14 protein-coding genes are annotated in these 25,164 nt (G+C 45.0%); 11 read left to right on the plus strand and 3 right to left on the minus strand.

What is annotated here, in order from left to right:
- The first annotated feature begins 512 nt into the window (after positions 1 to 512).
- The 3 genes from fadI to ZX61_RS22060 all read left to right on the plus strand — a co-directional run bounded on the left by fadI (position 513) and on the right by ZX61_RS22060 (position 4,588).
- Complete coding sequence (gene fadI, locus ZX61_RS22050; protein WP_049846731.1) at positions 513 to 1,820, plus strand: acetyl-CoA C-acyltransferase FadI; 1,308 nt, start codon at positions 513 to 515, stop codon at positions 1,818 to 1,820.
- The gene (fadJ, locus tag ZX61_RS22055; protein ID WP_049846732.1) at positions 1,820 to 3,943 is read left to right on the plus strand and encodes a fatty acid oxidation complex subunit alpha FadJ; all 2,124 of its coding nucleotides are present in this window, start codon (positions 1,820 to 1,822) and stop codon (positions 3,941 to 3,943) included. The genes fadI and fadJ overlap by 1 nt, the downstream gene beginning before the upstream one ends.
- Positions 3,944 to 4,039: 96 nt before the next feature.
- Positions 4,040 to 4,588 carry an NAD(P)H nitroreductase gene (locus ZX61_RS22060; RefSeq protein WP_049846733.1) on the plus strand — a complete coding sequence of 183 codons (549 nt, stop codon included), beginning with the start codon at positions 4,040 to 4,042 and terminating at the stop codon, positions 4,586 to 4,588.
- A gap of 51 nt (positions 4,589 to 4,639) precedes the next feature.
- On the opposite strand, the gene ZX61_RS22065 is transcribed toward ZX61_RS22060, so the two are convergent.
- A complete protein-coding gene (locus ZX61_RS22065; RefSeq protein WP_049846734.1) occupies positions 4,640 to 5,515 on the minus strand; it encodes a LysR family transcriptional regulator in 876 nt (291 codons plus the stop codon).
- A 238-nt stretch (positions 5,516 to 5,753) separates the two neighbouring features.
- Between ZX61_RS22065 and ZX61_RS22070 the strand changes: the two genes are divergently transcribed.
- From ZX61_RS22070 to recR, 7 genes are all read left to right on the plus strand, one after another.
- Complete coding sequence (locus ZX61_RS22070; protein WP_049846735.1) at positions 5,754 to 6,854, plus strand: response regulator; 1,101 nt, start codon at positions 5,754 to 5,756, stop codon at positions 6,852 to 6,854.
- A gap of 159 nt (positions 6,855 to 7,013) precedes the next feature.
- On the plus strand, positions 7,014 to 7,145 hold the full coding sequence (locus tag ZX61_RS24680) for a hypothetical protein (RefSeq protein WP_004748332.1): 132 nt from the start codon (positions 7,014 to 7,016) through the stop codon (positions 7,143 to 7,145).
- 7 nt (positions 7,146 to 7,152) lie between these two features.
- Positions 7,153 to 7,557, plus strand: coding sequence for a YbaN family protein (locus tag ZX61_RS23870; RefSeq protein ID WP_082173533.1), 405 nt, complete (start codon positions 7,153 to 7,155; stop codon positions 7,555 to 7,557).
- A gap of 169 nt (positions 7,558 to 7,726) precedes the next feature.
- On the plus strand, positions 7,727 to 8,272 hold the full coding sequence (gene apt, locus ZX61_RS22080; RefSeq protein WP_049846737.1) for an adenine phosphoribosyltransferase: 546 nt from the start codon (positions 7,727 to 7,729) through the stop codon (positions 8,270 to 8,272).
- A gap of 29 nt (positions 8,273 to 8,301) precedes the next feature.
- Positions 8,302 to 10,428 carry a DNA polymerase III subunit gamma/tau gene (dnaX, locus tag ZX61_RS22085; protein WP_049846738.1) on the plus strand — a complete coding sequence of 709 codons (2,127 nt, stop codon included), beginning with the start codon at positions 8,302 to 8,304 and terminating at the stop codon, positions 10,426 to 10,428.
- Positions 10,429 to 10,500: 72 nt separating this feature from the next.
- Positions 10,501 to 10,830, plus strand: a complete 330-nt coding sequence (locus ZX61_RS22090; RefSeq protein WP_004413339.1) for a YbaB/EbfC family nucleoid-associated protein — start codon at positions 10,501 to 10,503, stop codon at positions 10,828 to 10,830.
- A 14-nt stretch (positions 10,831 to 10,844) separates the two neighbouring features.
- Positions 10,845 to 11,444, plus strand: a complete 600-nt coding sequence (recR, locus tag ZX61_RS22095; protein WP_049846739.1) for a recombination mediator RecR — start codon at positions 10,845 to 10,847, stop codon at positions 11,442 to 11,444.
- Positions 11,445 to 11,541: 97 nt separating this feature from the next.
- On the opposite strand, the gene ZX61_RS22100 is transcribed toward recR, so the two are convergent.
- Positions 11,542 to 11,790: a YkgJ family cysteine cluster protein gene (locus ZX61_RS22100; protein WP_049846740.1), complete on the minus strand. Its 249-nt coding sequence runs from the start codon at positions 11,788 to 11,790 to the stop codon at positions 11,542 to 11,544.
- 91 nt (positions 11,791 to 11,881) lie between these two features.
- Positions 11,882 to 12,853 (minus strand): peptidoglycan DD-metalloendopeptidase family protein, encoded by a 972-nt coding sequence (locus ZX61_RS22105; RefSeq protein ID WP_049846741.1) that lies wholly within the window; start codon positions 12,851 to 12,853, stop codon positions 11,882 to 11,884.
- Positions 12,854 to 13,120: 267 nt separating this feature from the next.
- Here ZX61_RS22105 and ZX61_RS22110 point away from each other — a divergent pair, with 267 nt between their 5' ends.
- A complete protein-coding gene (locus ZX61_RS22110; protein WP_049846742.1) occupies positions 13,121 to 24,844 on the plus strand; it encodes a tandem large repeat in 11,724 nt (3,907 codons plus the stop codon).
- Positions 24,845 to 25,164: the final 320 nt, after the last annotated feature.

A 25,164-nucleotide genomic window follows, 5' to 3' on the forward strand; every position in this document is an offset into this window, starting at 1 on the left:
TCTAAGTTTTCGATGACCATTGGTCAAATGCACCACTAATTGATGATGTGAATAGGTAAAGTGAAATATAACAGCATCTATAGGGCAGTATTCCACTTAAAATTGATCTATTTCAAAATCTAGCCAACTCTAACGGTTATAGTAACACCTGTCATCTAGTCGGTGTTTCACTGACAAGTTGAGCAAGATGACACTTCCTTTTGAAGGCTGACTTTACTTTCTCCTAATCAGGAAACTGATTATTTCAATTGGCGTAAGTTAATTGCTTTATATATTCCAACCACACAGTTCTGTGTGGTTTTTTTTTGCCTTTCGTATAGGCTTTTCGGTGTAGTTCATTAGATCTCACACCTACCTAACTTAACGATTTTTCTTCACGATACTATTTACCGTAATTCTAGTTATAGTAGCGGAATCTGTTGTAAGTCACGTTTATTCAAACGACCGTTTGATTGAATTAACATTCTCGTTACAATGATTCTGGTCAGACCTCTATTTATTAAGGAGTAACAATGGGCAAGCAGGAAGTTAAAACTCGCTCAGGAGAACGCGTGGCGATTGTCGCTGGGTTGCGAACGCCGTTTGCACGTCAAAGTACGGAGTTTAGTCAAGTTCCCGCAGTGGACTTGGGTAAAATGGTAGTGAGCGACATGCTTGCTCGTACAGAAATCGATCCAAAGCTGATTGAGCAGGTCGTATTTGGTCAGGTTGTGCAAATGCCTGAAGCGCCAAACATTGCTCGTGAGATTGTTCTCGGCACTGGAATGCACATTCATACTGATGCTTATAGCGTGACTCGTGCTTGTGCGACAAGTTTTCAATCAGCGGTGAACGTTGCAGAAAGCATTATGGCTGGAACAATCGATGTTGGCATTGCGGGTGGAGCGGATTCTTCTTCGGTGTTGCCTATTGGTGTGTCTAAAAAACTGGCGGCTAATTTGTTGGCGTTAAGTAAAACAAAAACACTGAGCCAAAAGCTAAAAATTCTAAAGACACTTTCTTTGAAAGACCTTATGCCTGTCCCACCAGCGGTTGCCGAATACTCGACTGGGCTATCTATGGGCCAGACAGCGGAACAAATGGCGAAGTCACACGGCATTACTCGCCAAGCACAAGACGAACTCGCCCACCGTTCTCATTCTCTTGCTGCTCAAGCTTGGAATGAAGGTAAGATCGAAGGGGAAGTGATGACCGCATTCCCAGAGCCGTACAAGAAATGGATCGCGAAAGATAATAACATTCGCGAAGACTCGACTATCGAAGGTTACGCAAAACTTCGCCCGGCATTTGATCGTCAATACGGCAGCGTGACTGCGGCAAATAGTACACCATTAACTGATGGCGCAGCGGCGATTATGTTGATGCGTGAAGGTAAAGCAAAAGAGCTTGGCCTAGATATCATGGGATACATTCGCTCTTATGCTTTCTCAGCTATCGGGGTAGAGAGTGACATGTTAATGGGGCCTTCTTACGCCACTCCTATGGCGCTTGATCGCGCGGGTATTGAGCTTTCTGATCTTACCTTGATAGATATGCACGAAGCATTCGCAGCTCAAGCACTTTCAAACGTAAAGATGTTCGGTAGTGCACAGTTTGCTAAAGAAAAACTCGGCCGTTCAAAAGCGATTGGCGAAATTGATATGGATAAATTTAACGTGCTAGGTGGCTCAATCGCTTATGGTCACCCATTTGCTGCGACAGGTGCTCGTATGATTACGCAAACGTTGCGTGAACTACAGCGCAGAGGTGGTGGTTTAGCACTGAATACTGCATGTGCGGCAGGTGGATTAGGCGCAGCTATGGTACTGGAGGTCGAGTAATGAGCGAGAAAACAGCATTTAACTTATCAATTGATGATCAAGATATCGCTTGGCTTTCTATAGATGTTCCTGGCGAAAAGATGAATACCCTTCAAGCGGCATTTGCAGAGGAAATGGAAGCGATCTTCGGCCAACTTGCTGAAAAAGGGGCGGCAATTAAAGGTCTGGTTGTACACTCTTTAAAGCCAGACAACTTCATTGCGGGTGCCGATGTTCGTATGCTTGACGCTTGTACCAGCGCCAAAGAAGCCCAAGCACTGGCGGAAAAAGGCCAACAGATGTTCCAGCAACTATCCGATCTGCCTTATCCAGTAGTTGCCGCTATTCATGGCCCTTGCTTAGGTGGCGGGCTGGAGCTCGCTTTAGCGTGTGATTACCGCGTGTGTACGGATTCGGATAAAACTCGTCTTGGTTTACCTGAAGTTCAGCTAGGTTTGCTACCTGGCTCGGGCGGAACGCAACGCTTGCCCCGGCTCATTGGTTTGCTACCGTCGCTAGACTTGATTTTGACGGGTAAACAGCTACGTGCCAAGAAGGCGAAGAAACTTGGTGTGGCAGATGCAGTTGTCCCACACACAATTTTGCTCGATGTTGCTAAAAGCTTTGTAGAGAAAAATGTAGGCAAGAAGAAGGGCAAACGTAAAGTCCCGGCCAAAGAGAAGCTAATTTCTAATACTGGGCTAGGGCGTAAAGTTATTTTCGAGCAGGCGGCAAAGAAAACCAATGAGAAAACTCGCGGTAATTACCCTGCGGCTGATGCGATTTTAGAAGTAATTCGATTTGGTCTAGAAAAGGGCTTTGAAAAAGGCCAGAAGAAGGAAGCTGAGCGCTTTGGTGAGCTAGTGATGACTTCTGAATCGAAAGCGCTACGTTCAATTTTCTTTGCAACCACAGAAATGAAGAAAGAAAATGGCAGCGATGCTCAACCAAAATCCATTGAACGCGCTGCGGTACTTGGGGGCGGTCTTATGGGGGCGGGCATTAGTCATGTAAGTATCGCCAAAGCCAAAGTGCCTGTGCGTGTTAAAGATGTCTCAAATGATGGTGTGCTTAACGCGCTTAAATACAACTACAAGCTGTTCGACAAGCAAAGAAAGCGCCGTATCATTTCTAAAGCTCAGCAACAAAGCAAAATGCTTCAGCTTTCTGGCGGGACGGATTTTACAACTTTCAATCACACCGATATCGTGGTTGAAGCCGTATTTGAAGACTTGAATCTAAAACAACAAATGGTTGCAGATATTGAGAGTAACGCGAAAGATAGCACTATCTTTGCAACCAACACCTCTTCTCTACCTATACATCAAATTGCTGAAAAAGCTGCACGTCCAGAGAATGTCGTTGGGCTACATTACTTCAGCCCAGTAGAAAAAATGCCTTTGGTTGAGGTGATCCCACACCATGGAACATCGGATGAAACGATTTCGACTGTGGTTGAGTTTGCTCGCAAGCAGGGTAAAACACCGATTGTAGTCAAAGATTGTGCAGGCTTTTACGTTAACCGTATACTCGCGCCCTATATGAATGAAGCGGCTCAAGTGCTTATGGTCGGTGAGCCAATTGAACAGCTTGATAATGCGTTATTAAATTTTGGTTTTCCGGTCGGTCCAATAACCTTGCTTGATGAAGTCGGTGTCGATATCGGCGCCAAGATCATGCCTATTTTAGTAGCTGAGCTTGGTGATCGTTTTCAGGGGCCAGACGTGTTCGATAAATTGTTAAACGATAATCGTAAAGGGCGTAAGAGTGGCAAAGGCTTCTATACCTACAAAGGTAAAAAGAAAGAAGTCGATAAGTCAGTTTATAAGCTACTGAGTTTAAATCCTGAATCTAAGATGGCAGAAAAAGATATCGCTATGCGTTGTGTGCTGCCGATGCTCAATGAAGCCGTTCGTTGTTTGGATGAAGGTATCATTCGCAGCCCAAGAGATGGCGACATTGGTGCGATCTTTGGTATTGGTTTCCCTCCTTTCCTTGGTGGACCATTCCGCTATATGGATCAGATTGGAATTAAGAAGCTAGTTGAAATCATGAATGAGCATGCTCAGAAGTACGGAGACCGCTTTGCGCCATGTGATGGCTTACTAACACGGGCAGGGCTTGATAAACCGTTTTATGATTAATGACATACCATGAATTGAGGCGAGCCATTAGGTTCGCCTTTTTTGTGTGTGAGAGTTATTATCAAGAAGAAAACAATAAAGCTTTAAGGAAGTGAAATGGATGCGTTAGATTTACTGCTCAATCGCCGCTCAATTGCGAAACTATCAGAGCCAGCACCTGAAGGAAAAGCGTTAGAAAACATAATCCGTGCGGGCCTACGAGCCCCAGATCATGCTGGTCTAACACCGTGGAGGTTCGTTATTGCTCAAGGAGAAGGGCTTAGTAAGCTGTCCGATATCTTAGTTAAAGCGGCACAATCAGAGAACAGTGAACAAGCCGTGATTGATAAGCTCAAAAATGCCCCATTTCGTGCTCCGATGGTGATTACCGTGATTGCTAAAGTGACAGAGCATGACAAAGTTCCTGCTCTTGAGCAGTATCTGTCGGCGGGATGTGCGGTACAGGCGATGCAAATGGCTGCTGTTGCTCAAGGCTTTCAAGGGTTCTGGCGCTCTGGAAAGTGGATGTTTCATCCAGAAGTACATCAATCATTTGATTTGGAAGAAGACGATGAAATCGTTGGCTTCCTTTATCTTGGTACTCCTAGTTGCACACCAATGAAAGTCCCTGAAAGGGATCTAAGCAAGTTCGTCGAATACCTATAAGAATCAAAAAAAGCTTGGTGAGTACCAAGCTTTTTTACTTTCAGCGTTTGCTTAATGTAAGTTATACGCAATCACAAAATCGATAAACAGTCGGACCTTTTCAGGAAGGTGATCTTTGTGGTTGTACAGCATATAGATGTCTCTAGGGTTGGCACTCCAATCTTCGAGTACACGAACTAAGCTGCCGTCTTCAATATATTCTCGTAACATCACGTCTGGCATTAGTGTAATGCCTAAACCAGAAGAACATGCGCTTCTGACTACATCGAGAGTGTTGGCTTGGAATCGGCCCTTGTCGTTGTTGATGATGGTTTCACCACTATGGTTAGACAATTGCCATTTCAGCAGTGGAGAGCCTTTAAGCAGTGAATGGTGGTGTAGATCTTCAGCGTGCTTAGGTGAAGGGCACAGCTTCAAGTACTCAGGACTTGCAACAAGAATGTCGGCCACTGCACTGATTTTACGAGCGATTAGACTAGAATCACGCTGGGGGCCCACACGGAAAATAACATCCCACTCAGTTGGGTCGAGCTGGTCAGAATGATTGCTCGTAGTGAGTTCAATGTTTATATCAGGGTACTCAACCATAAACGCATTGAACATCGGCATCATCATGCGTTTGGTCAAGTTAGAAGGTGCTGTGATGCGTATTTTACCCGCAGCACCTCGGCATTCATCTGTTAGCTCTTCTGCCGCTGAAGCTAAACGGCTTAATAGCGGAGAGCATTCATTGTAAAAACGTTCGCCTGCTTCTGTAAGGGATAGTTTACGCGCATGACGATTAAGAAGGCGTAAGTTTAAAGAGTCTTCTAGGGCCTGAATTCGACGCGTAATTGTAGCTACTGGAATCATCGTTTTACGGGAAGTTGCGGTATAACTCCCATTTTCGACCACGAGCCTAAATAGGTTTAGATCATCTAATTTCATTGTTCAGACACACATTTTTACGATTTCGGTTAATTTATATGTATATCAAATGTCAAAGCTTGCGTCACATCAACAAGTTTATCGATACTTGATATTCCATACATATAGTATGCAACAACGCTTCAAAGTGGAAGATTTGTATAAATCACGGTTCAGGACTACTTTTTAAAGAGTGTGTGAAGCAAAAGACAATAAGAACAATAAGAGTAGTAACCGTAGTTGTGTGAGGCAAAGGTTTATGCATAAAACAATAGAAGTTGGAACCAGTGCGGCTGTGCCTGTCGTACCTGGGCAGAAAGTAATTATGCTGGTGGACGATGACCCAATTTTCCGCCGCATCACACTCGGCTTTTTAGAAACCCAAGGTTATAAAGTTATTGAGGCAGAAAATGGCCTTGATGGACTACAAAAACTACGTTCGAATGAACCTGATCTCATTCTTTGTGATCTCTCTATGCCTATTTTGGATGGGATAGAGTTTGTCGAAGAAGTTAGTCTCGAGTACCCATCACTACCACTGATCGTTGTTTCTGCAACAGATGAGATTTCGGATGTCGCCAAAGCACTTCGGTTTGGTATTAAGGACTTTTTAGCAAAACCGATAAGTAATCACGAGCATCTTGCTTGCGCGATTGAAAACACACTTGATGATTCTGACAATCACCTGTGTGATCAGCGCGACTTTTCGAGTCAATGGTTTAGGGTTGATAGCGGTGATATGCCGGAAGAGCAAGAGCTGCATTGGCATCTTGAGTACTTAGAAGAAAACCCAAGTGCCGCCAAAGATTTGTTGCACGCTCTGTTACCAGACAAAGATACCTCGCAAGGGGATTGGAAGTGCAGCTATCGGTTACTGCAATCGACAGATGTCATGCCACTTGTATTTGACTACGCATGGCTGATCAATGGTCAGTTTGCCTTCTATCTTGTTGATTCTGCAAGTGAGGGGCAACATGGGGCAGCAACGACGTTGTTAGTTCGTGCCTTGTTCCATGACTATTTACGTAATCTCAAATGCTTTAATGCTGATCTTAAGGATATAGCGGCGCTGCTTGAGAAAGGGATCAAGTGCTCGGATTGCAGCACGCCAGTTAAAGCCTTATTTGGTGTGGCTGATTTGTCTGAGGGATCACTCTCTATCTTGCCTGCGGGTTTAGACGCACAGTGGGCCAACGGGTATTTTTCCCAACACATCCCAGCAGGCCTACTGCTTGGAGAAAATTGCGGAAAGAACTTTATCACCACTGATTTGCCAATTCAGTCCGCCTGTCAGTTAAGCTTAAGCTGCTTAGGTTCGAGCAGCTTTAGCTTAGATATATACCGCGGGAGTAATGCCTAAATTCAGTTCCCTCTATTCATAATAACCCTTTTATTCGTCGGTGTTTGTCGGCGGATGATTAGGGTATAGTCCGCCATAAAACAAAAACAACCCAAGTTTTTAACATTTAGTTAATCAATTGGGAGTAAAGTCGTTACCCTGATTTAGAGAAGTGAGCTCATGGCAGACAAAGATTTTAAAGAACCATATAATATCTACTACTTTCTAGGATTTATTGCAGTCCTACTTATCCCGACGCTACCAGCAACATTGACTTGGATACGCGTGCTTAACGGATATGCGGGCTTCTAAATAGCACTTGGAGCATACCATCATAATCCGTAGACTTTTTCTTCATTTTGTTGGTGTGCTCAGCCTTATACTGGGCATCATAGGGATATTTCTCCCTCTTCTCCCTACTACACCATTTATTCTTCTTGCTAGTGCATGTTTTATGCGCAGCAGCCCCAGATTTCATCGCTGGCTTCATCAACATAAAACGTTTGGGCCCATTCTAACCAACTGGCATCAAAACCGCGCAGTAACCACCAAGGTCAAAAAACGTGGAGTGATATGGATACTACTAAGTTTTGCGTTTTCCATATGGGTAGTGCCACATTTTTGGTTAAAGATTGGTCTCGTCGTAATGTTGGTGATTTTGTTGAGTTGGTTTATTCGCCTGCCTGTGATTGAGTACCTTGCCGATAGCGAAGAAAATCACTAAGATTGTGAAGAAGTGTGCCCGCTTTTATAGTGGGCGTTTGTTTTTTATGCACAACAAACCATGGCAACTATTTTAGTTATTTTCATTGGTTAGATTGTGCTGAGAATTACGCTAACTATTTTGGTCAGTGTTGTAATAAACACGCCAACTCGCCAATCTAAGAAGAACTATGACTACTGAAACAATCTCACAGATCAAATCTAGCATCAAAAGCATTCCTGACTACCCAAAACCAGGTATTCTATTTCGTGATGTAACCAGCCTAATGGAAGATGCGAAAGCGTATCAAGCAACGATCCAGTTGCTGGTCGATAAATACAAAGATATGGGCTTTACCAAAATTGTTGGTACTGAAGCGCGCGGTTTTCTATTCGGTGCGCCATTAGCTCTTGAGCTAGGTTTAGGCTTTGTTCCAGTTCGTAAGCCAGGCAAACTCCCACGTGCTACCGTTGCTCAGTCTTATGAGCTAGAGTACGGCATGGATACATTAGAGATTCACACTGATGCGATAAGTGAAGGCGACAAAGTGTTGGTTGTCGACGACTTGCTTGCAACTGGTGGTACGATTGAAGCCACAACAAAACTGATTCGTCAGTTGGGTGGTGAAGTTGAGCACGCTGCATTTGTTATTAACCTTCCTGAAATCGGTGGTGATAAGCGCCTTGAAGGCCTAGGTCTTAACGTATACAGCATCTGTGAGTTCGAAGGTCACTAATCGGGTAGGTTATTTATGGGTATAGTTGCATGAGTTATCTTGCCTTAGCGCGAAAGTGGCGACCGACTAAGTTCAATGAAGTGGTTGGTCAGGCCCATGTATTAACAGCACTTGAAAATGCGTTAGCTCAAAATCGTCTTCATCATGCCTACTTGTTTAGTGGGACACGAGGCGTAGGCAAAACCACAATTGGTCGCCTGTTTGCTAAGGGGTTGAATTGTGAAACAGGGATAACAGCAACGCCGTGTGGTGTGTGTGATACCTGTAAAGAGATCGATGAAGGTCGCTTTGTTGATCTACTAGAGATTGATGCGGCATCACGGACCAAGGTTGAAGATACTCGTGAACTTCTCGATAACGTGCAGTACAAACCTGCACGTGGTCGGTTTAAAGTATACCTAATTGACGAAGTGCATATGCTCTCTCGCCATAGCTTCAATGCATTGTTAAAAACATTGGAAGAGCCTCCGGAGTATGTGAAATTCTTACTGGCGACCACTGATCCGCAAAAACTGCCTGTGACTATCTTGTCTCGCTGTCTTCAGTTTCACTTAAAACCGATCAGTGTCGATAATATTCACGAGCAGCTCGATCACATTCTTCAGCATGAAAACGTCACGGCAGAGTCGCGGGCGCTCGGTATGATTGCCCACGCGGCAGATGGCAGTATGCGCGATGCATTAAGCCTAAGTGATCAGGCCATTGCTTTAGGTAACGGTCAAGTACTGACCGAAAGCGTCGCTCACATGCTGGGGACATTAGATACCGATCAAGCACTGCATCTACTTGAGGCGATTAGCTCTAAGCAGCCACAAGTGGCGATGGAGTCTATTAGCGCGCTGGCTCAAAATGGTGTTGAGTGGGATGGTTTACTACAACAGCTTGCTAGTCAACTTCACCGCTTAGCCATGTATCAAGCGCTGCCTGCTACTCTCGACCAAAGCCAACCAGATGCTGAAAAAGTGGAGCTGCTTTCGCGTGAGCTAAGTCCGCAAGATGTTCAGCTTTACTATCAGATCGCTTTAAAAGGTCGGCAAGATTTACCTTTAGCACCCTCGCAAAGAGTGGGGCTAGAGATGGTTGTATTACGCATGATGGCGTTTAGACCAGCCTCGCAGCCGCAAGCGAATGTGATCAGCACGCGAGTTGAGGCTCAGCCGCAACCGACTGCTGCACCTGTTAATACGGTGCCTGTTGTTAATCCGGCGATGCGTAGCCAAGCTCGTCAGCCTCAAGCGCCACAAGCAAGCCAATCAACTGCTATGCCTAGCTCGGAGCCACCTGCGCCAGATTATGGTTACGAGCCACCACCTTACGCAGATTCGGCCGATGCCTATATGCAGCCTAATGAGCAGTTTACACCACCACCTTCTGAGATGATGCCACCGCAAGTACAGCCGCGCCCAAGTTCAGCGCAATCAGAGTCAACGCCACGAGCTTCATCACCAGTCAGTGGGCTGCGTCACCAACTGCGGTCGCAGCGAAAAGGGCTAGGATCTGACCAAGGCAATACGCCAAAAAAGATTAATGCGGCATCTGCAAAACCAGATTCTGTTCTAGATCGTGTTGCTAAAAAACACGCTAGCTCAGTGCAGGTGTCGCCATTGTCACAGTCGAACTTCAATGCAGCACCTGAGCCAGCTAAGGATGAGCCCTACCAATGGAAGCCAACCTTACCTCAGATACAAAAAGAATCGATAGAGCTAACGCCAACTTTACTGAAGAAAGCATTAGAACATGAAAAGACGCCAGAAATGGTGCAAAAGTTGGTTGATGAAAGCTTAGAACAAAGCGAGTGGGCGACATTAGTTAGCCAGTTAACGACAGCCAAGTTAACAGAGCAGCTTGCGCTAAACTCATACTATGAGAAAAATGGCGCTTCAATATCGTTAACTCTAAGAGCGAGCCAAGCGCATCTGAATACAGATAGAGCACAAAGTGAATTGCTTGGTGAACTCAATCGTGTTCTTGGTGAAGAGTGCCATCTAAGTGTTGAAGTCGGCGATAGTGGTGAGACGCCGCTAGAGTTGAGAGACAAGCTTTATCAAGGGCGCTTACAGCAAGCATTCACAAGCTTAGAACAAGATGCGAATGTTCAGTTTATTGAGAAGCGCTTTGCCGCAGAGCTCGATAAAGAGAGCGTAAGACCAATATAATTGTCGGGGTTGAATTTTAGCAATTGAGCCCCATCTAATAACGAAACAAGCTAACTAACCAGAGAGATTAACATGTTTGGTAAAGGCGGTATGGGCAACCTAATGAAGCAAGCCCAGCAAATGCAAGATCGCATGCAAAAGCTTCAAGAAGAAATCGCTAATATGGAAGTAACCGGTGAATCTGGTGCTGGCCTTGTGAAAGTAACGATTACTGGTAGCCATAGTGTGCGTCGTGTTGAAATTGACGAAAGCCTGATGGAAGACGACAAAGAAATGCTTGAAGATCTTATTGCAGCAGCATTCAATGATGCGGCGCGCCGCGTTGAAGAAACTCAAAAAGAGAAAATGGCTGGTGTGACTGGTGGTATGCAATTACCACCAGGCATGAAGATGCCTTTCTAACAGAGTAAGAATTAATGCGCACCAGTCATATGCTGGAGCAATTGATGGAGGCCTTACGTTGTCTACCTGGGGTTGGCCCCAAGTCGGCGCAGCGTATGGCCTTTCATTTGTTACAGCGGGATAGAAAAGGCGGTTTGCAACTTGCCGATGCTTTAAGTCATGCGATGACCGAAATAGGTCACTGTAGTGAGTGTCGCACTTTCACCGAAGAAGAAACTTGCCATATCTGTACAAATCCTAAACGTCAGGAAAACGGCCAAATCTGTGTGGTGGAAAGCCCAGCAGATATCGCAGCGGTAGAAGCGACAGGTCAGTTTTCGGGGCGCTACTTTGTGCTAATGGGGCACTTGTCGCCACTCGATGGTATTGGCCCTAGTGATATCGGCCTAGACGTTCTGGATTTTCGTCTGCGCCGTGGTGATATTAGCGAAGTGATCCTTGCGACGAATCCTACTGTTGAGGGTGAAGCAACGGCACACTATATTGCTGAACTCTGTCGAGAGCACCAAGTTCAGGCGAGCAGGATCGCGCATGGTGTCCCTGTCGGAGGAGAGCTAGAGCTTGTCGATGGCACAACCTTGTCGCATTCATTGCTTGGTAGGCAAAGACTCTAACCTTATCTTAAAATTGCCGCAAACTCGTGCGGCTTTTTATTGCTTGCTAGCCCCAGAATCATAGGATTTTTATCTCCAACTATTTGGGGAATAGCCGCTAAGTCAAAGACTCTAACTCGGTAATGTTCTTGAGCGCGGCAGCATTGGTATTGCCACATATAACAGGACAAGGCTTAAACGCATGGCACACCTTGGGTCTTTCTGACTTACCAAACAGTTTACAAAGATTGTCTTCATTTAGCTGAATACATCGAGTACCAGCAGGCTTACCATTTGGCATACCTGGAATTGGTGAAGAAATACTTGGTGCGATACAACACGCCCCGCAACCCAATCGACATTCCATCTACATACACCTTTTACTGAAATTGGCGGCATTGTAACAAAAGATGTGATCTGTATCAGTAGGATTATAACTGTCGTATTACTAATGATTTTTAGGGCTCGAGTGCAGTATGTGCGAGAGCCTGGACAAGTTCATTGCGATCGAGCTGAGCTGAAATTAATTTTTTCGGGTCACCCATAGAGCGAGGCGTTGAGCTAGTATAGTGCTCAAAGTCAACATGTCTGCCGTTAAGTACAAGCTCAATGTGTAGGTGGGGACCCGTTGTCCTGCCACTGTTTCCAGAGCGTCCAATTTGTTGCCCTTGTGTAATTTTGTCTCCTGCTCTTACATTTCGTTGAGATAGATGAAGGTATCTGGATATCGCTCCATCTGCGTGCTGAATATTTATATAGTGACCAGCGAAACGATTATAGCGAGATTTAATGACGCGCCCATCAGCAACACTATAAATGGGTGTTCCAATAGGAACGGCGTAATCTGTTCCCAGGTGAGGTGTAATCCGTTTAGTTATTGGGTGTTTACGCTTAAGATTAAATTCAGAGCTTACTTTGTGGAAGCTATTTAGAGGATATCTATAGACAAGAGGAGTATTAAATTTAGCACCAAACTCATTCAGCGCACCGTTATCATTATCTGTACTTACGAAAAAGTCATTTCCACTGCCGGAGTAGTAAAAAGAACGGATGTTCCTTTCATTATATCTATTGCTTTCAAGTTTAATTGAAAATCGATCCCCTTTTCTAACAGAGCCTACAATATCAAAATTGTTCCCTATTAACTTCAACAATGAATTTATCTCTCTTTTAGACAGTCCTACATTAATCATTGAAGTGATGAATGAGTAGTCAATGGTCCCAGTTACGACGACATTTTTTTTAGCCAGCTTATGAGATGTTGTTTTAGTGGGGGGGCGAAAGTCAATGCTATTACTAGGAGTCGGGAATTGAGTATCTGGAGTAAGAACACTGTGCGTAACGGATACTCCGAACACCACCGCAACAGCTATGACAAAGAGTGTTAGAGCAATATTATTAGTGTTTTGTCTAAATATTAAACTAGTCATTAAGTTAAAGGTGGTTCATAGAAGAGCAGTTGATGGGAAGTATAATATTTTGAAAAAAAACTTACACTCTGATCGACCTAATTAGTGTGTTTTGACTAATTAAATAATTATACATACTGTATTGAGGTAATTATAGGCGTTAAATTTAACTATTGAGCTAGTTTTTGTGTCTGTTTTCATGGTTGTTTTGCCATGTTGAGATATTTTTTGACGATAATATAATCGCGTGAAAATATACTTTGCCAAACTACTATGTTCACTAAAAATATGCTGAAACTGCACCTTAGTCTTATAACTGCATCACTATTGTTAACCGCGTGTGGCGGTGGTGGTGGTGAAGGAGGAGATAACACTCCTGATGCCCGTAAAACAGGAACTATCTTTGGAAATGTTTTTGACGCTCCGGTTTACGGTGCGACAGTAAACGTTTGGGAATATGACGACGGGAAGCTTGGCAGGAAACTGGCGAGTACAAAAACTGACTCAGTAGGAAACTACAAGTTAGAGTTTGAAGCGGCATCTCGACCATTATTGATACGTGCTGAAGGCGGTGGGTACACAGATCCACTAACCAAAGAAACGGTTTCAGTTAGTAATGGCAACATGCTCAAGCTGGATGGTGTGATTAATTACAGCGAAGGCGGCACTCATAGCTTAATGTTAACGCCATTGACGAACATAGCAGCTGGATTGACAAAGTATAAAATCTCCCAAGGTTTAGCAGGCTCTACTGCGATTTCTTCGTCTATAGAAAGTGTGAACTCGATGTACGGTTTCAATGTTAACGAAACCTTACCGATTGATATCACAAAAGGTGGTCAGAGTGGGTACGCGACTCCTGGCCACCAGTACGGAGCTTTACTGACTGCCTATTCGTCATTGTCTTACGACATGATCAAAAAGCATGGTAACTCAGACAATATTTATACCTCGATGCATCTTGCCGACATTCAATATCGAGATGTGGCCGCTGATGGCTTACTCAATGGTGAAGAGATCAGCTCAGTAACTGGCGGTCTTAGCAAATCAACGTTCGGTCAAAAAAAGATCACCAGTGATGTATATACCAACGAGTTTTCTCAGCATGTCCTAATTGTTGTAAATGATCCTGATCTCAATGTATCTGGTACATCTGGCGATGATTATGTTGAATTTAGTAAACAGCTAAATGGTCAGGGAGCGAACGGAAACAGTGGGGGGCTTGTTCCTCCTAGAGATGAAACTCAGATCGATACCACTGCGCCAAATGTCACCCGAGTTGGAAGTGAGGTGCTTGCGGGCAAAGATAAAGTCGATATTGCTTTAACTGATGAAGTCGGCGTGAAGGATGTATCCGTTTATATCCAGTATCAACTGAATGGCTCATGGTCGAGTGAATATCAGTGTGACGATTTACAGTCCTCAGGCAGCCAATTCTGTTCAATTGTATTTGATGACTTTAAAGCAGGTTTACGTGAAACCAAGATCAAAGTGAGTATTGATACCGCAGCCATTGATGCAATTGATGTTAACGATGATACAAAACTATCAAATGTTACAGCGGCTCGTTTGGTGGCGTATACATCTGACGTATTGGGTAACGCGCTTGTAGCAGGAACTGGTTCAGGGCATTTAGTTCCGTTCGAATGGGACAATAATGCCCCTGTTATTGAAATTACCTCAAGTGTTACCATCAAGAAGCAGGATCAAGGTGAAGACTATGTACTTAAAGGTATTGTGAAAGAGCCGCCTGAAGAGCTAGCTTCAGTAACAGTATCGTTTAAAGGAGGTTTACCTACTGAGTTGGAATGTGTTTCAGCTAACTCAGGTAAAGCCTGTGAATTTAGTAATTCCTATCCTATTGCCGAATTTCACTCGTCTACATCGTTTGAGGTGCGCGCGACAGACAAAAGAGGCAATGTTGGCATTGAGCCTTTTGAGGTACGTCAGGATGACCAAGAGCCTACTCAAGATCTTTCTTTCCCTGAAGGTGCACCCATGAACTTTCTTCAAGTTGATATAACTGGAGAAAGAAGCACCAAAGAAGTTTCTTATAATCAAGATACTTATACAAAAGAAAATGTTCAGACGATCCGAGACTATTTAAAGATCGATTATATCTATGCGAGCGAAGGCATACAGAAAGCGATACCTAATATTGACTTTAAGAACTTTAACCCAAGTGTGCTGAAAGAAAATAAAATCCCTTATCTACGTGTAAGAGTGTTCGACATTAATAGCAGCACAGTACTGGGTTCGAGCGCGGACGACCTAACACTAGAGGTTAAATACTATGTAAGCCCTAACAACGATGGCAACTATACGTATAAAGACGTAATCAAGAATAAAGCGTCGGAGGGTACGGCCAACATTCCACATGAGACGATTGTAAAAGAGAATGATCGTGTAGAAGAAATGGTCTACTACGTGCCATATGTTAAAGAAATACTTGGCTCAGGTTTTAAGAGTACGTCAGAAAACAGCAGCCATATGCTTACCATTCAAACGATAGATGGTGCAGGCAATAAGAGCCAGCTTCAAAGTGTTTACTTCCGCAGTAGTTTTGATTTGCCAACAATGAAGGTGGTGACACCGTTCATTGGAGCTCGTGTCCAATTAGAAGGTTTAACGCCTGCAGGAGAGTTCACATCATTGGCAAGTTGTACAGCTCAAACCAGTCAGGCGAAACCAGAACTTGATGTTGCCTCTTGTGAAGTAACAACTGACCTTGTCAATTACGACTTTATGCGTTTAAGACTAATTGGTGTTGAGGGCTCTTCCCCACATTACTACCAGTGGAAAAACGATCCAAGTGCAGAGCAGGAAGTCAAACTTAATGACGCCAATATTGGGGCCTATTTTAAGCTCAACGGTTCGCAGTCATTTTATTTGACTGAACTGTCGACTTATCAAACTGGTCTGTTTGACTACCAGTGGAATAAGCTTACTGCAGGTGAAAAAACCTCAGCGCGTGCCATTGAAATTTTAGATGATGTAAAAGAAGCATTAGCCGGACGTTATAACAACTCGTTTTTCGGCTTTGATCCGACTGTTACACCTTATGCAACCAATGCAATGTTGGCTAATGCGATTCCGAAGAACCCTTCCAATGATTATTTACACCGTTTCCTAGTTGAAGGATTTGAAAAGCTGGCGCAACAAACTCCTTCGTACAATTCTGTAGATTTCTCATCAGCAGTCTATGATGACTTTAGCTTTGACGGAAAAGCAAATGGTTTGGGGAAAGGCAATCATCAAATCGTGCTAGATTTGTATGAGTTTGGTCCTGATACGTATAGGAAACATTTAGCTCAAAGCTACTACGATATTATGACGAGCAATGGTATAGAGCCTAATGTTGCGCAAGCATATGCGGATGCCATTTCCAAAGCTAACCCAAATTTGGATGGTAATCCCATTTTTGACAAAGCAGGTGAAAGTATTGATAAGTCGGCTCCTGAGCCTACTATCGTGATCGAAAGCGGCAGAGAAACCAAAGTTGGTAACAATCTATATGTTGCAGGGCAAGTTGAATCAAAAATTATACTGGAGGACCCATCTGGTATTGATACAAAAGACGGGAGTCAGCCTAAGTTTGTGACAAGATGGTACAAACAAAGTGATCCAAATACCCCGATTGATTTAGTCCTTGATATTACTGAGAGTGGAGCGAGTTCGAGCTATCGCAAAGAATACGAGTTCACTCTCAACACTCAGTCAACGAATTTACCAGGCATTGTTGAATTTGCATTGGAAACCAGTGCGAAAGACTTACAAGGCAATGCCCACGGTTATAATGGTAAAGCACCTCATACACAGTCACTTTACATCGACAATGACTATCCTAAAGCGAGTTATGTGTTACCGAATGGCATTGAGTCTGACGAAGTCTATCTGAATACAAGCTACGTGCAGGAGTTGATGTTTAAGATAGAAGATACCGTTGGTGACAAGTTGGAGCAACGGGGGATAACGTTTTCAAAACTAAGCGGGGAGAAATTCTCTTATACACACGATTTGTTTGATAGCAACAACAATGAGTTCTTTAAAGTCAAACTCTGTACTGGCGATCGTTGTGCAGAGCAAGGCAAAGTCATCGACCTAGGTGAAGGTGAATGGATAGTATCGGTATCTGCCGAAGATAACCTAGGCAACAAAGTCACAGATGGCACTTCTTCTGCTCCAAAGTTTAAGGTATTAATTGATTCAAAGGCTCCTGCTGTAAATGGAACAGTCCTTACTAACAGAATCGGTGGTAATGCGGCTTGGACGCCTGATATTAGTTGGGGATTAAGTCCGGGTAAGCAAGTTGACGTTTTACTGAAAACGGGGGCTGGCAAGCTCGTGAACCTGAAGCACTATGAGGTTGAACCACAAACCAGTGATGAGCCTTATTTGTTCGGAACACAGCCTGACGTTAAAGTTCGGTTGATCCCCACGGCTTTTGATTATAAGGAAAAAAACACCTTTAAGGTTATCGCAACAAACAGTGCTTTCCCAGCGAGTTCAGGTGAAGGAGAGTTTGAATTTCTAGTCGACAACAAGGGCCCAGATATTGTTTTGGACAGCCCATGGATTGTCGATGCTGCGTCTGGTAGCTATGTTTTGGGCCGTAAGTTTAATGTGAAATTTAAATCTGTAACGGATGACTCAGCAGTCAAAGCAGTGTCACTTTGGCAGAAAGGGCAAGAACAATCACAAGATAGAGAAATATACACCATTACTGAGCCTAAAAACCCGACTCAACCTTTTGATATGTCGATAGGTACCGCTGAAAGTGACAAAATTGTACTCAGCCAAGACGATAATCTGGTCAGTTTATTTGTAAAAGCAACGGATGAGTATGGCTTTGTATCTGAGTCTCAGCCAAGCCAAATATTGCTCGACAGAGAAGGTCCTACGTTATCTTTGCATGGCTTTAAGCCAGAGCGTGAGGATGTTTACTATCCTGGCAAGTATGTATTTGACGTCATAGCAGAAGATCTTGATAAAGACGGCGCTACATCACTTTCGGGTGTCGACATTGGAAGCCTCGAATATTGGACATATACAGATCTTCCTCCTCAATCTGAAACTGGAACAAAAGTCGGAGAGACGCTGAAGTTACCTTTGGGTGATTTGAAAGATGGTGATAACTGGGTACGTCTTAAAGGTAACGATGTTCGAGGAAATACTTCTACGTCTGACTTTAAAGTGAAAGTCCATAACAACATGCCTAGTGTTAAGTCTTATACGTTAGCGTATAAAGATGACCAAAGTAGCATTGACGGTGCGATTACTCGCAATGCCCCAGTCGTGATAACGATGGAAGTAGAGGACGTAAGTGGTATTGATAAAATTGAGGCGACTTATAAACACTCGGCTCAACCACAATCTTCCAATCTTGCATTCATAGAGATTTCGAAAGGGAAGTATCAGGCGGAATTATCACCAGCAGACCTCCCTGAAGATGGAAGGTATGACCTTAGGATTAAGGTTTTCAATAATGTTAAATATAACGCGGAGTCTGATCGTAAAGTTAATGATTTTACAAAAACGATGAGTGTTCAGCGACAAGGTGTTCCCCTGAAGATAGCTGCGCCAAAACCGTTCCAAAGTCATATCTCTGGCCCTGAACTAACGGTAACGTTCGAGCCTGTTGGAGAAGTGAAAGCTAAGACTTTAGAGTGCTGGGTGAGAGAAAACTACACTTCAGACGACGCTCCAACAGATAGCGGTGCTTACTCCGGCATCATTGATAATCCGAATGAGCCTTACTCTTGTACTGTTAAAAGTAGCACTAGCATGTCGGATAAAGTAGTGCTGATAACTAGAACTATTGGTACCAATGATAAATCTACAGTAAATAAATATAGCTTTGAAATGGTAGATACTGATGCACCGGTAGTGAAGCATGGTGATACGTATCAATTTGTGGGTACTGAAGTTTCTGATGGCTCTCAGGATGGTACAAACAAAACACTCCAATTCTCGCTAGATTTTGAAGATAAGTTGTCTGGAGTAAACATCTCTGATCAGAATGCTTACCCTAAACTAGTCAGAAACCGCGGCAATATGGCTTTTACTCCGCAAAGCTGTAATACAGATACAAAAGGCTTGACTTCGTGTACTTACAAAGAAAAGTACAGTGACGTTATTGATGGTTTAAGTTCTAGTCACGATTACAAAATTAAGAACTTGAGCGACGTTGCGGGTAATTTAGCCGCTGACCATAGCTTGTCGTTGTTACTCCCGACCGTTAATCCGACTGTTGAAATTCTTAGCCCTCAGGCAGACTCGGTAATTGATGGGCAGCAACAGCTGAGTGTGTCATTTAAAATTAAACGCAACGACAATTCTCGGTTAGATAATATAACCGCTAACGTAGGCGGTACGTCGTATAACAAGAGAGATAACGATGGCTTGTTTACCGACCTTAAAGTATGTGGAACAGGAGATTTGGCTGGTTATGATTGCTCGACTTTTTCTATCCCACTTTCTAAAGATACTGATGGTAAAACTCTAAATGTTAGCATTTCTGCCATTGATGTATGGTCGAATAAAAGTAGTGATAGTATCAATGTCAAAGTTGATCAATCACCACCTACTATTGGTGATGAGGTATTTATCACTCAGTCAGGCGCTGACAAAATTCGTTTCAGATTCAATATTGATGACGAGGTAAGTGGTCTAGCCAAAGTTAAGTACAAAGTTCTCAACCCATCATTCGTAGAAGAGAAAGTAACGGATATGGACTACTTTGAGCTAGATAAATCGCAGCTTGAAGGCCTTGATAGCATTAAAGTTGACATAATAGCGACCGATAAAGTAAACCTGACCACTACCGCATCGAAAACTATCGATATAAAGACTCCGGAAGTTACGGTGAGTTTGGACGGTATTAGCTCATTAGAAGGTGGCAAGCTGCTACTTAAAAACAACAGCCAGCCCTATACGATTACAACCGTAGATAAACAAGGTATAAGTGCTTCCCAGTATAGCTTAGAGTTAGTACCAAGCGCTGGGGACAGCTTGAAATACACTGGTAACATTAACTCATCAAGTGCAAACGGCGTGATGAACTTTACGGTTAATGATCAAGCTGCGTATACCTTTAAGGTAACGGTAACGGATTCTATTGGTAGACAAGTGAAGAGCTTCAAACTCTTTAACGGTAGTTACGACGATAAAGGTATCCCTGCCGTAGTAGACCATGAGCTACCAACGGTTTCTATAGCAAGTGCCAATCAGTTATCCCAGGTTCCTGATAACGGCAGGTATCAGCTAGATGTTACAGCATACGTCACTGACAAGAATTTGAATGTTGTTAGTTCAGCTGCGGATAATGGTACCGGACTTTTTGGCCCTGATCGTGTTACTAAACCGACCAACGAGTCGGATCCTTATGTATTCCACTATCTTCTTGCACCGGGGAGCTATACGTTCAAAGTAAGTGCAACCGATCTCGCCAATCAGAGCGCTGAGCGTACGATTGACGCGAAAGTTGAGGCTGCGACGATTCCGACAGTTGCAATCTCGACGACAGCCACTCCCCCTCTGGCCGGAGGGGAAGAGGCGACTCTAACGTTTACATTCTCTGAAGAAGTCAAAAATTTTGACTTCTCAGATGTAAAGCTCAGTGCGAGCGATAGTGGGAGTGTTGGCCAACTAAAACAAGAAACTTGGGCGACCGCTGACAATATTACCTGGACGGTTAAGTACTTAAGTCCAGTCGGCGAAAACAAAAATATAACGATACGGGTTGATGATAATAGTTACCAGAGCTTAAACACTATCCCCGGAAAAGGGGATAGTTTGCTTCTGGGGGTTGAAGGCGTTTTACCAACCCTAACAAATGCGACTTTTACCCCGGGTTACCAAGCCATCGGTCAAACTGTCGGTGTCAGACTGGAGTTTGATAAAGAGCTGCAATCAGCGACAGCGACCTTAGGCGGAACAAGCATCAGTTCGCTAGCGGCGACGGCAGACAAAAAAGTCTGGACGGGTGATGTGGTTGTGCCTAACAGCAGTGAGCGCAGTATCAGTCTTGAAGTCAGCAATTACACCGATTTAACGGGCAACGTGGGTGATACCAACACAGCGCATGCCTTACCGATTACACCGACTATCACAATTGGCAGCATCAACGGCGGTAATACGATTAACGCCTCGGATGCAACGTCAGTGGCCATCACGGGTAGCAGTACACGTTTTGCGACGGGTGAGTCATTAACGGTTCAGGCGAGCGATACGAACGGTGGTAAAACCGCAGAAACGAGCGTCAATGTGTTGGGCGATGGTAGCTGGAGTTTGAACCTGGATATGAGTGCGCTACAAGATGGGCAAATCACCGTGACAGTGAAAGGCGAAAACAACCTTAACGCAGTGGCAACGCCAGTGACAGATACGGTGCAGATGACTCGAGCGAAGCCAAGCCTATCGTCAGTGACATTCACGCCAAGTCATGAAGCCATCGGTCAAACTGTTGGCGTAAGACTGGAGTTTGATAAAGAGCTGCAATCAGCGACAGCGACCTTAGGCGGAACGAGCATCAGTTCGCTAGCCGTGACGGCAGACAAAAAAGTCTGGACGGGTAATGTGGTCGTGCCTAACAGCAGTGAGCGCAGTATCAGTCTTGAAGTCAGCAACTACACCGATTTAACGGGCAACGTGGGTGATACCAACACAGCCCATGCGTTACCGATTACACCGACTATCACAATTGGCAGCATCAACGGCGGCAATACGATTAACGCCTCGGATGCAACGTCAGTGGTCATCACGGGTAGCAGCACACGTTTTGCAACGGGTGAGTCATTAACGGTTCAAGCGAGTGATACGAACGGTGGTAAAACCGCAGAAACGAGCGTCAATGTGTCGGGCGACGGTAGCTGGAGTTTGAACCTGAACGTTGATGCGCTGCAAGATGGGCAAATAACGTTTACCGTTAAGGGAGAGAACAACCTTAACGCAGTGGCGACGCCAGCGACAGATACGGCGCAGATGACTCGAGCGAAGCCAAGCCTATCGTCAGTGACATTCACGCCAAGTCATGAAGCGATAGGTCAAACTGTTGGCGTAAGACTGGAGTTTGATAAAGAGCTGCAATCGGCGACAGCGACCTTAGGCGGAACGAGCATCAGTTCGCTAGCCGTGACGGCAGACAAAAAAGTCTGGACGGGTAATGTGGTCGTGCCGAACAGCAGTGAGCGCAGCATCAGCCTTGAAGTCAGCAATTACACCGATTTAACGGGCAACGTGGGCGATACCAACACAGCCCATGCCTTACCGATTACACCGACTATCACAATTGGCAGCATCAACGGCGGTAATACGATTAACGCCTCGGATGCAACGTCAGTGGCCATCACGGGTAGCAGTACACGTTTTGCAACGGGTGAGTCATTAACGGTTCAGGCGAGCGATACGAACGGTGGTAAAACCGCAGAAACGAGCGTCAATGTGTCGGGCGATGGTAGCTGGAGTTTGAACCTGGATATGAGTGCGCTGCAAGATGGGCAAATCACCGTGACAGTGAAAGGCGAAAACAACCTTAACGCAGTGGCAACGCCAGTGACAGATACGGCGCAGATGACTCGATCGAAGCCAAGCCTATCGTCAGTGACATTCACGCCAAGTCATGAAGCCATCGGTCAAACTGTCGGCGTGAGACTGGAGTTTGATAAAGAGCTGCAATCAGCGACAGCGACCTTAGGCGGAACGAGCATCAGTTCGCTAGCGGCGACGGCAGACAAAAAAGTCTGGACGGGTGATGTGGTTGTGCCTAACAGCAGTGAGCGCAGTATCAGTCTTGAAGTCAGCAACTACACCGATTTAACGGGCAACGTGGGTGATACCAACACAGCCCATGCCTTACCGATTACACCGACTATCACAATTGGCAGCATCAACGGCGGTAATACGATTAACGCCTCGGATGCAACGTCAGTGGCCATCACGGGTAGCAGTACACGTTTTGCAACGGGTGAGTCATTAACGGTTCAGGCGAGCGATACGAACGGTGGTAAAACCGCAGAAACGAGCGTCAATGTGTCGGGCGACGGTAGCTGGAGTTTGAACCTGAACGTTGATGCGCTACAAGACGGTCAAATCACCGTGACAGTGAAAGGCGAAAACAACCTTAACGCAGTGGCGACGCCAGCGACAGATACGGCTCAGATGACTCGAGCGAAGCCAAGCCTATCGTCAGTGACATTCACGCCAAGTCATGAAGCGATAGGTCAAACTGTCGGCGTAAGACTGGAGTTTGATAAAGAGCTTCAATCAGCGACAGCGACCTTAGGCGGAACGAGCATCAGTTCGCTAGCGGCGACAGCAGACAAAAAAGTCTGGACGGGTAATGTGGTTGTGCCGAACAGCAGTGAGCGCAGTATCAGTCTTGAAGTCAGCAATTACACCGATTTAACGGGCAATGTGGGTGATACCAACACAGCGCATGCCTTACCGATCACACCGACTATCACGATTGGCAGCATCAACGGCGGTAAAACGATTAACGCTTCGGATGCAACGTCAGTGGCCATCACGGGTAGCAGTACACGCTTTGCAACGGGTGAGTCATTAACGGTTCAGGCAAGTGATGAGAACGGTGACAAAACCACAGAAACGAGCGTCAATGTGTCGGGCGACGGTAGCTGGAGTTTGAACTTAGATATGAGTGCGCTGCAAGATGGGCAAATCACCGTGACAGTGAAAGGCGAAAACAACCTTAACGCAGTGGCAACGCCAGTGACAGATACGGCGCAGATGACTCGAGCGAAGCCAAGCCTATCGTCAGTGACATTCACGCCAAGTCATGAAGCCATCGGTCAAACTGTCGGCGTAAGACTGGAGTTTGATAAAGAGCTTCAATCAACGACAGCGACCTTAGGCGGAACGAGCATCAGTTCGCTTGCGGCGACGGCAGACAAAAAAGTCTGGACGGGTAATGTAGTTGTGCCTAACAGCAGTGAGCGCAGTATCAGTCTTGAAGTCAGCAATTACACCGATTTAACGGGCAACGTGGGCGATACCAACACAGCGCATGCCTTACCGATTACACCGACTATCACGATTGGCAGCATCAACGGCGGCAATACGATTAACGCCTCGGATGCAACGTCAGTCGCCATCACAGGTAGCAGTACACGTTTTGCGGCGGGTGAGTCATTAACGGTTCAAGCGAGTGATGAGAACGGTGGCAAAACCGCAGAAACAAGCGTCAATGTGTCGGGCGACGGTAGCTGGAGTCTGAACCTGGACGTTGATACGCTGCAAGATGGGCAAATCACCGTGACAGTGAAAGGCGAAAACAACCTTAACGCAGTGGCGACGCCGGCGACAGATACGGCTCAGATGACTCGAGCGAAGCCAAGCCTATCGTCAGTGACATTCACACCAAGTCATGAAGCGATAGGTCAAACTGTCGGCGTAAGACTGGAGTTTGATAAAGAGCTGCAATCAGCGACAGCGACCTTAGGTGGAACGAGCATCAGTTCGCTAGCGGCGACGGCAGACAAAAAAGTCTGGACGGGTAATGTGGTTGTGCCGAACAGTAGTGAGCGCAGCATCAGCCTTGAAGTCAGCAATTACACCGATTTAACGGGCAATGTGGGTGATACCAACACAGCGCATGCCTTACCGATTACACCGACTATCACGATTGGCAGCATCAATGGTGGTAATACGATTAACGCCTCGGATGCGGCGGCAGTGGCCATCACGGGTAGCAGTACACGCTTTGCAACGGGCGAGTCATTAACGGTTCAGGCAAGTGATACGAACGGTGGCAAAACCGCAGAAACGAGCGTCAATGTGTCGGGCGACGGTAGCTGGAGTTTGAACCTAGATATGAGTGCGCTGCAAGACGGTCAAATCACCGTGACGGTGAAAGGCGAAAACGATCTCGGTGCAATAGCAGAACAAGCCCAAGATACGATTACTTTAGATAAGACACTGTCGGCATTTATTCAGGACTTCAGTCCGCACTTGCTTAAAGAAGATCTCTCATCAAATTTGCCTTTGGCAGCATAATCAAAGCGAGCGTTAAGCTCGCTTTTTTGTGATCTGTGTCTACTGAAGTGATTTATTATATAAATGAGAAACTTAGCATTATGGCTTTTATAGAAGGCGAAATATCTAGAACAACTATCACTAATGTGGTTTTGGGTGCCGATAGAGTCATTATGAGCGTTATATATTGCTTATTGTGGTCAATGTGTCACGTTGAAAATCTTTATTAGTATTATATAGTTACGCCCGTTTCTATACCCAAGTATAGAGTTCTGCTTTAGGTGGCTATTACCACCTTACATTTTGTAACCGAATATAGGGCATATAAACCTAGCTTGCTT

The sequence above is a fragment of the Vibrio sp. VPAP30 genome (genome assembly GCF_001188205.1).
In the GTDB taxonomy this organism is placed as follows: domain Bacteria; phylum Pseudomonadota; class Gammaproteobacteria; order Enterobacterales; family Vibrionaceae; genus Vibrio; species Vibrio bivalvicida.

Coding starts and splice junctions, on each gene's coding strand:
- fadJ (WP_049846732.1), top strand. CDS start 1,820: ATGAGCGAGAAAACAGCATTTAACTTATCAATTGATGATCAAGATATC.
- ZX61_RS22070 (WP_049846735.1), top strand. CDS start 5,754: ATGCATAAAACAATAGAAGTTGGAACCAGTGCGGCTGTGCCTGTCGTA.
- ZX61_RS22065 (WP_049846734.1), bottom strand. CDS start 5,515: ATGAAATTAGATGATCTAAACCTATTTAGGCTCGTGGTCGAAAATGGG.
- fadI (WP_049846731.1), top strand. CDS start 513: ATGGGCAAGCAGGAAGTTAAAACTCGCTCAGGAGAACGCGTGGCGATT.
- ZX61_RS24680 (WP_004748332.1), top strand. CDS start 7,014: ATGGCAGACAAAGATTTTAAAGAACCATATAATATCTACTACTTTCTA.
- ZX61_RS22090 (WP_004413339.1), top strand. CDS start 10,501: ATGTTTGGTAAAGGCGGTATGGGCAACCTAATGAAGCAAGCCCAGCAA.
- recR (WP_049846739.1), top strand. CDS start 10,845: ATGCGCACCAGTCATATGCTGGAGCAATTGATGGAGGCCTTACGTTGT.
- ZX61_RS22105 (WP_049846741.1), bottom strand. CDS start 12,853: ATGACTAGTTTAATATTTAGACAAAACACTAATAATATTGCTCTAACA.
- ZX61_RS22100 (WP_049846740.1), bottom strand. CDS start 11,790: ATGGAATGTCGATTGGGTTGCGGGGCGTGTTGTATCGCACCAAGTATT.
- ZX61_RS22110 (WP_049846742.1), top strand. CDS start 13,121: ATGCTGAAACTGCACCTTAGTCTTATAACTGCATCACTATTGTTAACC.
- apt (WP_049846737.1), top strand. CDS start 7,727: ATGACTACTGAAACAATCTCACAGATCAAATCTAGCATCAAAAGCATT.
- ZX61_RS22060 (WP_049846733.1), top strand. CDS start 4,040: ATGGATGCGTTAGATTTACTGCTCAATCGCCGCTCAATTGCGAAACTA.
- dnaX (WP_049846738.1), top strand. CDS start 8,302: ATGAGTTATCTTGCCTTAGCGCGAAAGTGGCGACCGACTAAGTTCAAT.